The organism is Burkholderia catarinensis (assembly GCF_001883705.2).
GTDB classification, from domain to species: Bacteria; Pseudomonadota; Gammaproteobacteria; order Burkholderiales; family Burkholderiaceae; genus Burkholderia; species Burkholderia catarinensis.
Window position 1 is genome coordinate 178,838 of sequence record NZ_MDEQ02000005.1, and the last position, 11,737, is coordinate 190,574.

Annotated in this window: 11 protein-coding genes; 6 read left to right on the forward strand and 5 right to left on the reverse strand. The window is 69.4% G+C overall.

Annotated elements, in window-relative coordinates:
- Positions 1-37: 37 nt before the first annotated feature.
- Positions 38-178 carry a hypothetical protein gene (locus tag BFF94_RS10000; protein ID WP_158062032.1) on the reverse strand — a complete coding sequence of 47 codons (141 nt, stop codon included), beginning with the start codon at positions 176-178 and terminating at the stop codon, positions 38-40.
- A gap of 65 nt (positions 179-243) precedes the next feature.
- Between BFF94_RS10000 and BFF94_RS10005 the strand changes: the two genes are divergently transcribed.
- The 4 genes from BFF94_RS10005 to BFF94_RS10020 all read left to right on the forward strand — a co-directional run bounded on the left by BFF94_RS10005 (position 244) and on the right by BFF94_RS10020 (position 4,581).
- The gene (locus tag BFF94_RS10005; RefSeq protein WP_128845433.1) at positions 244-1,677 is read left to right on the forward strand and encodes an aminotransferase-like domain-containing protein; all 1,434 of its coding nucleotides are present in this window, start codon (positions 244-246) and stop codon (positions 1,675-1,677) included.
- Between the two features lie 92 nt (positions 1,678-1,769).
- Positions 1,770-2,159 (forward strand): hypothetical protein, encoded by a 390-nt coding sequence (locus BFF94_RS10010; RefSeq protein WP_128845431.1) that lies wholly within the window; start codon positions 1,770-1,772, stop codon positions 2,157-2,159.
- A 203-nt stretch (positions 2,160-2,362) separates the two neighbouring features.
- Positions 2,363-4,147: a nitrite/sulfite reductase gene (locus BFF94_RS10015; RefSeq protein ID WP_219139266.1), complete on the forward strand. Its 1,785-nt coding sequence runs from the start codon at positions 2,363-2,365 to the stop codon at positions 4,145-4,147.
- Complete coding sequence (locus BFF94_RS10020; RefSeq protein ID WP_128845459.1) at positions 4,144-4,581, forward strand: DUF934 domain-containing protein; 438 nt, start codon at positions 4,144-4,146, stop codon at positions 4,579-4,581. Before BFF94_RS10015 ends, BFF94_RS10020 begins: the two co-directional genes overlap by 4 nt.
- 82 nt (positions 4,582-4,663) lie before the next feature.
- On the opposite strand, the gene BFF94_RS10025 is transcribed toward BFF94_RS10020, so the two are convergent.
- From BFF94_RS10025 to BFF94_RS10040, 4 genes are all read right to left on the reverse strand, one after another.
- On the reverse strand, positions 4,664-5,944 hold the full coding sequence (locus tag BFF94_RS10025) for a virulence factor family protein (RefSeq protein ID WP_128845429.1): 1,281 nt from the start codon (positions 5,942-5,944) through the stop codon (positions 4,664-4,666).
- Positions 5,941-8,535, reverse strand: coding sequence for a bifunctional lysylphosphatidylglycerol flippase/synthetase MprF (gene mprF, locus BFF94_RS10030; RefSeq protein WP_219139267.1), 2,595 nt, complete (start codon positions 8,533-8,535; stop codon positions 5,941-5,943). Before mprF ends, BFF94_RS10025 begins: the two co-directional genes overlap by 4 nt.
- 425 nt (positions 8,536-8,960) lie before the next feature.
- Positions 8,961-9,395, reverse strand: a complete 435-nt coding sequence (locus BFF94_RS10035; RefSeq protein WP_128845427.1) for a hypothetical protein — start codon at positions 9,393-9,395, stop codon at positions 8,961-8,963.
- 80 nt (positions 9,396-9,475) lie between these two features.
- Complete coding sequence (locus tag BFF94_RS10040) at positions 9,476-10,390, reverse strand: LysR family transcriptional regulator (protein ID WP_128845457.1); 915 nt, start codon at positions 10,388-10,390, stop codon at positions 9,476-9,478.
- A 95-nt stretch (positions 10,391-10,485) separates the two neighbouring features.
- Here BFF94_RS10040 and BFF94_RS10045 point away from each other — a divergent pair, with 95 nt between their 5' ends.
- Both BFF94_RS10045 and BFF94_RS10050 read left to right on the forward strand, forming a co-directional pair.
- Entirely contained in the window at positions 10,486-10,923 is a 438-nt protein-coding gene (locus BFF94_RS10045; RefSeq protein WP_128845425.1) for a GlcG/HbpS family heme-binding protein, read from the forward strand.
- A gap of 4 nt (positions 10,924-10,927) precedes the next feature.
- On the forward strand, positions 10,928-11,704 hold the full coding sequence (locus tag BFF94_RS10050; protein WP_219139268.1) for an SDR family oxidoreductase: 777 nt from the start codon (positions 10,928-10,930) through the stop codon (positions 11,702-11,704).
- Positions 11,705-11,737 lie beyond the last annotated feature (33 nt).

An 11,737-nucleotide genomic window follows, 5' to 3' on the forward strand; every position in this document is an offset into this window, starting at 1 on the left:
GGTCAGGCCGGCCCGCTTCCGTGCCGGGAAACGAACGTCAGCGCCAGGCCTGCGTGAATTCCGTGATCACGCGCGACAGGTGCGCCCGCATCGCCTCGCGCACCTGCGTGCGGCTCACGCCCGACACGCGGCGGGCCGACCCGGCCGCGCTTTCCTTTTCGGGCCGCGCATCGGACAATGGCCGCGCCCGCCGGCGCGGCGCCACTCCGGCCCGTGCGCGGTGACGGCGCTGCGCCCTCGCCGATGAAACGCTACGAAACCCTCGCCCATACGATCGCCGACGATATCCGCAACGGCAACCTCGCCGTCGGCACGCGCCTGCCGTCGCTGCGGCAGATCATCGCGCAACATGGCGTGAGCCAGTCGACGGTGTTTCGCGCGTATTACCTGCTCGAACAATGGGGGCTGATCCGCGCGCGCGAACGCTCGGGCTACTACGTCGCGCCGGGCGCAACACCGGAGGCGAGCCCGGCCGCGAAGCGTCGCGCAAGCCGGGCCGGCGCCACGCGCAAGGTCGACATCAGCAGCCTCGTGTTCTCCGTCCTCGATGCGGCCACGCAGCCCGGCATCGTGCCGCTCGGTTCCGCGTTCCCGGCGCCGCAACTGTTTCCGCTGCCGCGTCTCGCGAAATCGCTCGCGCAAGCCACGCGGCTCGTCAGCCCGTGGAGCACGGTCGTCGACCTGCCGCCCGGCAACGAGGCGCTGCGCCAGCAGATCGCGCGGCGCTATCTCGCGACGGGCATCTCGCAGCCCATCGACGAGATCGTCGTCACGAACGGCGCGCTCGAAGCACTGAACCTGTGCCTGATGGCCGTCACGCGGCCCGGCGACGTCGTCGCCGTCGAAGCGCCCGGCTTCTATGCGGCGCTGCAGGCGATCGAGCGGCTCGACCTGCGCGCGGTGGAGATTCCCGTCGATCCGCGCACGGGCCTCGATCTCGATGTGCTCGCGAACGCGCTCGACCGGCACGACATCCGCGCGTGCTGGTTCATGACCAATTTCCAGAATCCGACCGGCGTCACGCTGTCCGCCGAGAAAAAGCGCGCACTCGTTGCGTTGCTCGCGGCGCGCGAGGTGCCGCTGATCGAGGACGACGTGTACGGCGAGTTGCATTTCGGCCCCGACTATCCGCTGCCCGCGCGCGCGTTCGACCAGCACGGCCTCGTGATGCACTGCAGTTCGTTCTCGAAGACGCTCGCGCCCGGCTACCGGATCGGCTGGGCCGCCGCCGGCCGGTTCGCGGAGAAGGTGCAGCGGCTCAAGCTGATGACGACGCTGTCGGCCAGCATCCCCGCGCAGGCCGGCATCGCGAACTATCTCGAACACGGCGGCTACGACCGGCACTTGCGCAAGCTGCGCGGCGCGCTGCACACGCAGCTCGACCGGATGGACGACGCGTTGCGGCGCTGGCTGCCGGCCGGCGTCGAGTGGGTGCGGCCCGAAGGCGGGTATTTCCTGTGGCTCGCGTTTCCCGATGCGATCGACGCGATGGAACTGCATCGCCAGGCGATCGCACGCGGGATCAGCTTCGCGCCGGGGCCGCTGTTTTCGGCCGCGCACGGCTTCGAGCGCTGCGTGCGCGTGAACTTCGGCCATCCGTGGAGCCGCGACATCGAGCGCGCGATCCGCGTGCTAGGCGAACTGGTCGCGGAACCGTCGGTCCGCAAGGCAGGCTGATCGCGCCCGGTGCGCGCTGCCCGCGTCAAGGCCATGCAGGCAATCCGCACGCAGGTTAAATTGCAGGTCTTGCCGCCCGTTCACGATTTTCCATGAGCCAACTGCCCTACCTCGATCACGACGCGCTGTTGAAACTGACGGCCGAAGCGGCGCACGTCACGCAGCCGTGCACGTGCACCAAGACGTCGCTCGCCGGCTGGACGACCCTGCCGCTGTCGCTGCCGGACGCGCAATTGACCGAAGTGGCCACGCTCGCGCCGCCCGGCGATGCCGAGCCGACCTATGCGGAATTTCATCCGGCCGGCACGCGCTATGCGTCGGACGACGCGCCGATCGCGCTGCGCCATTTCCCGTACAACCGCTGCAACGTCAGCCGCTGCCGCCCGTGCGGCCGCCTGTTCCTGCGCTACCAGGAAGGCGGCGGATACTTCATCGACCAGCGCATCCGCGCACTCGATCCGGCGCTCGTCGTCGACGCATAAACCGGCCGCGGGCATCCCCGCCTGAACCGGCCCGCGCCGGCGCCTGCGGGTGGCCGGCCATCTGCTGCGCCTTTTTCGTCCCGATCTGCTGCTTGTCCCGCCGCACCGCGTTCCCTACGCTGTCTTCCGTTGCCTGACACCCGTCGCAACGTCTCTCCGGGCCGCGCGCAATCCGCGCCGCGACTCCTCTCGCGTATCACGTCATGTATCGATATACCGATTTCGACCGGGCGCTCGTGCACAGCCGCGCCGCCCAGTTCCGCGACCAGCTCGAACGCTGGCAGCACGGCACGCTCGGCGAGGACGCGTTCCGGCCGCTGCGCCTGCAGAACGGCTGGTATGTGCAACGCCACGCGCCGATGCTGCGCGTCGCCGTGCCGTACGGCGAGCTGTCGAGCGCGCAGCTTCGCGTGCTTGCGCGGATCGCGCGCGACTACGACGTGCCCGACGACGCCACCTACCGCGCCGCGTGCGACGCGCAGGCGCTGCTCGGCACGTTGCGCCTGCCGACCCGCAGCGCGCACTTCACGACGCGCACCAACGTGCAGTTCAACTGGATTCCGCTGGCGAAGGCGGCCGACGTGATGGACCTGCTCGCGACCGTCGACATGCACGGCATCCAGACGAGCGGCAACTGCATCCGCAACATTTCGTGCGACGAACGCGCGGGCGTCGCGCCGGACGAGATCGCCGACCCGCGCCCGTTCGCCGAAGTGATGCGCCAGTGGACGACGCTGCACCCCGAGTTCGCGTTCCTGCCGCGCAAGTTCAAGATCGCGATCACCGGTGCGGCCGAAGACCGCGCGGCGACCGACTGGCACGACGTCGGGCTGAAGCTCGTGCGCGACGACGCGGGCGAGCTCGGCTTTCGCGTGAGCGTCGGCGGCGGGATGGGCCGCACGCCGATGATCGCGACGCTGCTGCGCGCGTTCCTGCCGTGGCAGCACGTGATGAACTACATCGAGGCGATCGTGCGCGTGTACAACCGCTACGGGCGGCGCGACAACAAATACAAGGCGCGGATCAAGATCCTCGTGAAGACCGAGGGGCAACGCTATATCGACGACGTCGAGGAAGAGTTCCGCCAGATCGTCGTCCTCGACGGCGGCCCGCACACGATCCCGCAGGCCGAGTTCGAGCGCGTCGCCGCGTCGTTCGTCCCGCCGCGGCTCAAGCCGCGCACGCCCGGCGTGCCGGACGCGAATGCGCGCGTGGCCGCGCAGGCGGCCCGCCATCCGGCATTCGCGCGCTGGCTCGCCCGCAATGTCGCCGATCACCGAGATCCGGCGCTGCGCATCGTCACGCTGTCGTTCAAGCGCCGCCTGCAGGCACCCGGCGACGCGTCGCCGAGCCAGCTCGACGCGCTCGCCGATCTCGCCGACCGCTTCTCGGCCGGCGAGGCGCGCGTCACGCACACGCAGAACGTCGTGCTGCCGTGGGTGCACGTCGACGATCTGTTCCTGCTCTGGGAGAACGCGCGCGCGATCGGGCTCGCGAGCGCGAACGTCGGGCTGCTGACCGACATGATCGCGTGCCCGGGCGGCGATTTCTGCGCGCTCGCGAACGCGCGCTCGATCCCGATCGCCGACGCGATCGCCGAGCGCTTCCACGATCTCGACCTGCTGCACGACGTCGGCGACATCGACCTGCACATCAGCGGCTGCATCAACTCGTGCGGCCATCATCACAGCGGCCACCTCGGCATCCTCGGCGTCGACAAGGACGGCGCGGAGTGGTACCAGGTCACGCTCGGCGGGTCGGACGGCTCGACCGCGAGCGGCCCCGCGCGGCCGGGCAAGGTGATCGGCCCGTCGTTCTCGGCGGACGAGATCGTCGATGTCGTCGACGCGATCGTCAACGCGTATCTCGACGCGCGGATCGACGCGAACGGCCGCGGCGAACGATTCATCGACACGGTGCGCCGCATCGGCGCGGAGCCCTTCAAGGCCGCCGCGAACGCCGCGCGTCATCAGGCGGAGCCCGCATGAAGCAAGCGACCTCGAACGCAAACGCACGCATCCGGCTGCTGACGCCGGCCGAACACGCCGGCGGCACGCAGCAGCCCGACGCCGCGACGCTGACGATCGGCAACGACGAGGAGCTGCCGCCGCTTGCCGCGCGGATCGCACAAGCCACGCGCATCGACCTGCAGTTTCCGTCGTTCACCGACGGCCGCGCGTACAGCCAGGCTTACTTGCTGCGCAAACGCTACGGCTTCGCCGGCGACCTGCGCGCAACCGGCGACGTGCTGGTCGACCAGTTGCTGCTGATGGAACGCACGGGGTTTTCGAGCGCCGTGCTCGGCGACGACACCGATCTCGCGGCCGCACGGCGGCAGCTCGACCGGTTTCCGGGCTTCTATCAGCGCGATGCGAGAACGGCAATGCCGCCGCAGGACGCGGCAGCGCAGGCAGAAAATTGAAACGGGCGGCTCGCTGGCCGCCCGTACGATGAACCGGTAGCAAACCGGCGGGCACCCGCCGTCACGCGGGCGCCGCCGGCGTTCAGCGCGCCGCCGCCGGCTTGTCGAACGCGCCGAGAATCTTCTTCTCGAGCGCGATGTAGTCGCGGCCGAAGTGGTGATCGCCCTGCGTCTTGATCACGTCGGCGCCCGTATTCACGAGCGCCGGACACATCGTGTCCGTCTCCTCCGCGCCATAAAAGCACTGCACGAGCCGCGGCGGCACCTTCGCCAGTTCCGGCGCAACCTTCAGCGCGTTGTCGCTCGCGGGCATGCCGAGCCAGCCCGTCACGCGGATCTGGAAATCGGCGGACGGCGCGAAGCCGAGCAGCGACATCACCGTGACCTTGTCGCGCAGGTCGGCCGGCAGCCGGTTGTACGCGAACGGCATCACGTCGGCGCCGAACGAGTAGCCGACCAGCGCCACGCGGTTCGCATGCCAGCGCGCCATGTACGTGCGCATCACGCGAGCGAGATCGCGGCTCACCTGCGCGGGCGGCTTCTCGCTCCAGAAATAGCGCAGGCTGTCGATGCCGACCACCGACACGCCGTCGCGCTGCAGCGCCTCGGCGATCGTCTTGTCGAGATCGCGCCAGCCGCCGTCGCCCGAGATCACGATCGCGAGCCGGTCGCCGCCGCTCTTGCCCGGCAGCTCGACGAGCGGCAGGTCCGACACGTCGAGTTCGTCGCCGCTGCTGCTGTCGCGCAGGTGCGGCGTGACGAGCGACACGAGCTTCGCGGTATCGCCCGCGGCAGCCGTTTCGACGAAGCCCGGCATCGCGCGGCGCACGATCGTCGGATCGGGCGGGCACGGCTTGAAGCGCGGATCGAGCTTCGCGGCCGGGCCGACCGATACGACGCCGGCGATCGTGTTCTCCGGCGCCATCGACAGGATCTGCTTTGCGATCGCACCGCCCTGGCCCACGCCCGCGACGATCGGCGTGAAATAGCGCGACGACTGCGCGAGACGTTCGAGCTGGTGGCTGACCGCCTCGGCGTCGCCGTCGAGGTGATGGCAGGTCTCCTGCTTCGCGGCGAGATTCGCCGCATAACGCTCCGAATCGACGCCGACCGTCATCGCCCCCGCCTTCGCGAGCGCATCGGCGGCCTGCTGATCGGCGGCATTCCAGCCGGCCCCACGCGAGAACAGCACGACGAAGCCGCGCAGCGGCCCGCCGGGTTTGGTCACGGTGACGGGCCCGTAGCGGCCGCCCGACACGGTTTCGGCTTTCACCGCGGCCGGCTGCGTGGCGCACGCGGCGCCGGCCAGCATCATTCCCGCGCAGGCGGCTGCCGCCCGCGCGATTCTGCTCTTCAACATCATGAACGCCGACCTCCAGCCAGCAATGACAGATCCGCCAGCGTGACGAACACGCCCACCGTGCCCGAGGCCGCGAGGTAACGCGGCTCCCAGTGCGGTTCGAACTTGCTCTTGAATGCGCGCAAGCCGCGGAAGTTGTAGAAGCGGCCGCCGAAGCGCCAGACCATCAGGCCGAGCCGGTGCCACGGCGACGGCATCTTCGCCGCCCCCATCCCCGAGAACGGCGCGATGCCCAGGCTCAGCTTGCGGAAGCCCGCTTCCTTCAGATGCAGCGCGAGCTGCGTGAACAGGTACTCCATCGCGTACGGCGACGCGTCCGGCAGATGGCGCATCACGCCGACCGTCGCCTCGGTGTTGAGGTCGGTCGTCATGAACGTGACGAACGCGATCGGCTTGTCGGCCTGCCGCACGAGCATCACCGACTGCGTCGCGAGATAGCCGTCGTGGAACGCGGCGACCGAGAAGCTCTTCTCGCGCGCGTCGCGGCTGTCGAGCCAGCCGTCCGAGATGTCGCGCAGCGCCGGCAGCGCGGCCGGCACATCGCACGGCGCGATCACGTCGACCGTCAGCGCGTCCTTGTCGCCGCGGCGCAGCGCGTAGCGCAGGTGCGACCGGTTCGAACCCTTCAGGTCGAACCGGTCGAGCGCGATATGCGCTTCCTCGCCGAGCTTCATCAGCGTGAGCCCCGCGTCGAGATACAGCGGCAGCGCGTTCGCGCGCACCTGGTAGAACGCCGCGCGGCCGCTGTGCGCGTGCGCGAGCGCAATGAACTTGCCGATCAGCGCCGGCCATTCTTCGCGCGGCCCGACCGGGTCGTGCAGCGCGGCCCACGTGCGGCCGTTCTTCGCGTACATCAGGAACGCCTGGCGCGATTCCGAGAACAGGAACGACTTGTCGCCCATCAGCGCGAGGCCTGCATCGCTGCACTCCTGCGCGCGGATGATCCGTTCGGCGTCGAACAGGTCCTGCGGCACGGGCTTCACGAAACGGCCGGGCGCCGGGCGCAGCAGTTGCCACAGCGCGAACAGCGCGACGAACACGCCGGCCGCGAGCGTCGCGCGCAGCGCACGCGGCGCGCGCTCGTCGAACGAGAAATGCGACCACAGCTCGCGCGTGTACGGCACGTCGCGGAACGCGAAGAACAGCACCCACACGGCCAGCATCAGCACCATCGCCACCGAGACGAACCAGCTCACCGTGAAGCGCTCGGCGAGCAGCGACGAATGTCGGTTGAAGCGGCGGCGGCTGACGAGCAGCAGCACCAGCAGCGTGCCGAGCACGCCGGCCTCGACGAACGCGAGGCCCTTCGCCAGCGACAGCGCGAGGCTCGCGAGCGTCAGCGCAAAGGTCATCCACCAGGCGCCGTCGAGCCGGCGCAGCAGCCCGCGCGCGACGAACAGCAGCGCGACGCCGAGCACGCTGGCGATCACCTGCGAGCCTTCGAGCACCCACAGCGGCACGAGGTGGCGCAGGATCGCGATCCGGTGCCAGAACGCCGGCGTCGCGCTCGAGATCACCAGCATCCCGCCGACCGCGAACGTCACGAGGCTCAGGAACAGCGGTGCGAGCTGCGACACGCGCGCGGCCTGCCGCGTCACGAGGCGCCGCCGCAGCGCGCTGCCCTCGAAGCCGGCCAGCAGGCCGGCCGACAGCACGAGCGGCACGCCGAAGTAGATCGCGCGATACGCGATCAGCGCGGCGACCATCGCGTGCGCGGGCACTTCGCGGCCGAGCGTGAAAACCATCGCGGCTTCGAACACGCCGATCCCGCCCGGCGTGTGGCCGATCATCCCGAGCAGCAACGCCGCCGCGTAGACGGTAATGAAGGTCGGGAAGCCGACCGGCGCGGCCGGCAGCAATACCCACAGCGTCAGGCCCGCCGCGACCACGTCGAGCACCGCGTAGGCGACCTGCGCGACGAGATCGCGCCGCGCCGGCACGTCGAACGACAGCCACTTGAAACGCGTGACGACCGGGCGCGCGGTGTTGCCGCACATCACGGCCAGCGCGGCCAGCGCCGCGAGCAGCGCCGCGCCGGTCCATGTCAGCACGCCGGGTGCGACGTGCAGCATCGCGGCAAGCGCCTGCGGCACGCAGACCATGCCGACCGCCGTCATCAGCACCATCGCGAGCGCCAGCGTGCCGCTCGTGAATACCGTCATCCGGCCGATCTGCGCGGGCGTGACGCCCGACACGCCGTACACGCGGGCGCGAACCGCGCCGCCCGTCAACGCGCCGAAGCCGGTCGCGTTGCCGAGCGCGGATCCGGCGATCGCGCCGATCCACAGCGCGACGCGCGGCACCTTCGCGGCGACATAGCGCAGGCCGACCGCGTCGCGAGCGACGAGCGCGAGATAGCTGAGCGCCGTCGCGGCCAGCGACGCGCCCCACTCGCCGACGGACATGTGACGCAACTGGCGGATCACCGACCGGTAGTCGACGGATTCCGACAGGTGCTGGAAAACCACGATCAGCAGCAGGCCGATGCCGAGCGCGAGCAGCGGCGACAGCACGCGCTCATGGCGGATCAGCGCCCGGGCACGGGCGATCACCGCCGCGGCACGGCCGGGCGAACCAGAGTGGCGGGAAGACATAAGTTATTCAGTGGTGGTGCATAGCGTGTCGCGGCGCAAGGTGGCCATGCGGCGACGAATCGGGTTGTTCTGCGTGGGCGGTCGGCCGAAGACGGGGGCAGGCAGCGCCTGGATCAGAACTTTCAAGTATACGGAATTTATATTACAGAATCTTTCAAGGTCGCTTTGTGCGGTTTTGTGGCCCTTGCGTATCAACAACACATAAAAGCCGACGACCGATTTCGCGCAAGGTGCGCATCATACCGGGAACCGGAACGATTTTTTCATCGGATGAATGACTTGTGATGCATTTGGGAGAAATCTGCCGGACGAAGCGCGGCGGACGAGGACGAAAACGTGACGCGGCGGGTTTTTCGGGGATGGGGACAGGTCAATCCGGATCGCTCGCCTCTCTTTCCGCCGGCGCAGAAGCACACCGCGCCCCATTATTTCGCCCGCTCATGCTCGCCCAATCCGATCGCCTTGTAGTCGTATGTCGGATAGAACTCCGTCCGATAGGCGCCCCAGGCCGTATCCTCGAGCACGCGATTGACCTCGCGCAGCCGCGACGCCGGCAACCGCAGCACGACGATCTGCCCAATTCCCATCGTCACGGTCCAGCTCACCACTTCGACGCCCGGCGGCGGAAACGCCTTGTAGAACCCCTGCTTCGCGAGCTGCGCATTCAGCTCGGCGAGCGGGCGCGACTGGTCGTGCTTGAGGAAAACGGTCAGCAGCACCGCGTCGCCGGGCGTCGCGGCGGCCGTACCGGCCGGCACGGTCGACGTCTGGCCGGCGGCCGGCGCACTGCAGATCGCGGCGGCGGCCAGCGCTGCGGCGATCGCAAGGGTTCGAATCGGGAAATGCGGGAATGCCGTCATGACGCGACTCCATGGCTTCGTGGATGGAGCCGCCATCATGCGCCGCCGTGCGAATCGGCGCCGCCAGCCAACCGACGCGATTACGCCGCGTCCGCGCCGGCGCGCTCGCGCAGCACGTCGATGAACGCGCGCAGCTTGGCCGGCACGTGCTTGCGATTCACGTAGTACAGCCACATCGGCGGCAGCGTGCGGCACGCGCCCGGCAGCACCTCGACGAGCGCGCCGTCGCGCAAGTCCTGTTCGATGCGTTCGCGCATGAACGCAAACGCGATCCCGACGCCCGCGCGCGCCGCGTCGATCACCGCGTCGGCATCGTTCGTCACGAACACGCCTTCCGGATCGAGATCGACGTCGCGACGCCCGTCGTGCAGCAGCCATTTGTGCAGGCGCCCGCTCTCCGCGAACCGGAAACGGATGCAGGCATGACGCTCGAGCTCCGCAATCGACGCAGGCGCGCCATAGCGCGCCAGATAACCGGGCGACGCGACGAGCGCACACGACAGCGCGGGGGCGATCCGCACGCCGATCATGCCCGGCTGCAGCCGGTCGGCAAGGCGGATCCCCGCATCGAACCCGTCCTTCGCGATATCCACCAGCTCGTTCTCGTAGCGGATCTCGAGCCGGACTTTCGGATAGCGCTCGCGGAACGTGGCGAGCACCGGCGCGATCACGCGCTCGCGCGCGAGCGGCAGCGCGGTCACGCGCAACAGCCCGCCAGGCTCGCTGCGCACATCCTTCAGCTCGTCGCGCGCCTGCATGACCTGCCGGTACGCGGGCTCCGTCTGCCGCCAGTAGCGCTGACCGGCTTCCGTCAGGCTCACGCCGCGCGTGCTGCGATTGAACAGCTTCACGTTCAGCTCGCCCTCGAGCTGCCCGATCGCGAGGCTGACGGCGGCCGGCGTCAGGCCCAGCGCGGCGGCGGCCCGCGTGAAGTTGCCGGCCGTCGCGACGGTCATGAACACGTGCAGCCCGGCCATCGGATCGCGTCTTCCCATCATTAAAAAAACTTGAAACTCCTACGAGTGGAATACGGATTCTCCCATATACCGCAACTGCCTACACTGGCGCTGTCTTCCCACCGGAGCCTCGCATGGACTCGCCCACCGCCGCGCTGCCGCTCGCAGCCGCCCGCCGCACGATCGAAGCGGCACTCGCGCATGCCGCGTCGCTGCAGGTCGCCGGCATCGCGATCGCAATCGTCGACGCCGGCGCGAACCTGCTCGCGTTCGTGCGCACCGACGACTGTTTTCTCGGCGCGATCGATCTCGCGCAGCGCAAGGCGCTGACGGCGGTCCGCTTCCGCGCGTCGACCGGCGCGCTCGGCGCGATATCGGGCGACGGTCCGCTGCGCGGCATCGAACACAGTCACGGCGGGCTCGTCACGTTCGGCGGCGGCGAACCGCTCGTCGACGGCAACGGGCGCTGCGTCGGCGCGATCGGCGTATCGGGCGGCAGCGTCGACGAAGACACCGCGATCGCGCAGCACTGTCGCGACCGCTTTCCGGCAACCATCCCCTCCACAAGGTAAGCACATGGCACAGAAACGCATCCTCATCACCGGCGCGGGCACCGGCTTCGGCCGCGAAGTCGCGTTGCGGCTCGCCGAACGCGGTCACGACGTGACGGCCGGCGTGCGCGTCACGGCCGAGATCGACGAACTGGCGGCCGCCGCCGCGCAACGCGGCACCGCGCTGCGTGCGATCAAGCTCGACGTCACGTCGGCCCATGACCGCGCCCGCGCGGCCGATCTCGACATCGACGTGCTCGTGAACAACGCGGGCGTCGGCGAAGCCGGCGCGCTCGTCGACCTGCCGGTCGAGATCGTCCGCGAGCTGTTCGACGTCAACGTGTTCGGGCCGCTCGAACTCACGCAGCAGATCGCGCGCGGCATGCTCGCGCGCAAGCACGGCAGGATCGTGTTCGTGTCGTCGATCGCGGGGCTGATCACGGGGCCGTTCACGGGCGCTTACTGCGCATCGAAGCACGCGGTCGAATCGGTGGCCGAGGCGATGCAGGCGGAACTGGCGCCGCACGGGATTCGTGTCGCGGTCGTGAACCCCGGCCCGTACAGCACGGGCTTCAACGACCGGATGATGGAAACGACGCGGCGCTGGCACGATCCGGCCGTCCACACCGTGACGCCCGAGCGGCTGACGTTCCCGCTCGAGCAGCACGACCCGGAGGAAATGATCGCGAAGATGGTCGACGTGATCGACAGCGACGGCGGCGCGTTCCGCAACCTGCTGCCGACATCGTCGGAAGCGTTCGTGCGGGCCGAACAGGCGCGCGCGTGGGAGCGGCAGCAATAACGAGCCAGCCGCGCGGCGGACGCCGGATCGCAG

Excerpts from the sequence above, each read along its gene's own strand:
- BFF94_RS10035 (WP_128845427.1), bottom strand. The coding sequence starts at position 9,395 with ATGACGGCATTCCCGCATTTCCCGATTCGAACCCTTGCGATCGCCGCA.
- BFF94_RS10025 (WP_128845429.1), bottom strand. The coding sequence starts at position 5,944 with ATGATGTTGAAGAGCAGAATCGCGCGGGCGGCAGCCGCCTGCGCGGGA.
- BFF94_RS10005 (WP_128845433.1), top strand. The coding sequence starts at position 244 with ATGAAACGCTACGAAACCCTCGCCCATACGATCGCCGACGATATCCGC.
- BFF94_RS10040 (WP_128845457.1), bottom strand. The coding sequence starts at position 10,390 with ATGGGAAGACGCGATCCGATGGCCGGGCTGCACGTGTTCATGACCGTC.
- BFF94_RS10020 (WP_128845459.1), top strand. The coding sequence starts at position 4,144 with ATGAAGCAAGCGACCTCGAACGCAAACGCACGCATCCGGCTGCTGACG.
- BFF94_RS10050 (WP_219139268.1), top strand. The coding sequence starts at position 10,928 with ATGGCACAGAAACGCATCCTCATCACCGGCGCGGGCACCGGCTTCGGC.
- BFF94_RS10045 (WP_128845425.1), top strand. The coding sequence starts at position 10,486 with ATGGACTCGCCCACCGCCGCGCTGCCGCTCGCAGCCGCCCGCCGCACG.
- BFF94_RS10010 (WP_128845431.1), top strand. The coding sequence starts at position 1,770 with ATGAGCCAACTGCCCTACCTCGATCACGACGCGCTGTTGAAACTGACG.
- BFF94_RS10015 (WP_219139266.1), top strand. The coding sequence starts at position 2,363 with ATGTATCGATATACCGATTTCGACCGGGCGCTCGTGCACAGCCGCGCC.
- mprF (WP_219139267.1), bottom strand. The coding sequence starts at position 8,535 with ATGTCTTCCCGCCACTCTGGTTCGCCCGGCCGTGCCGCGGCGGTGATC.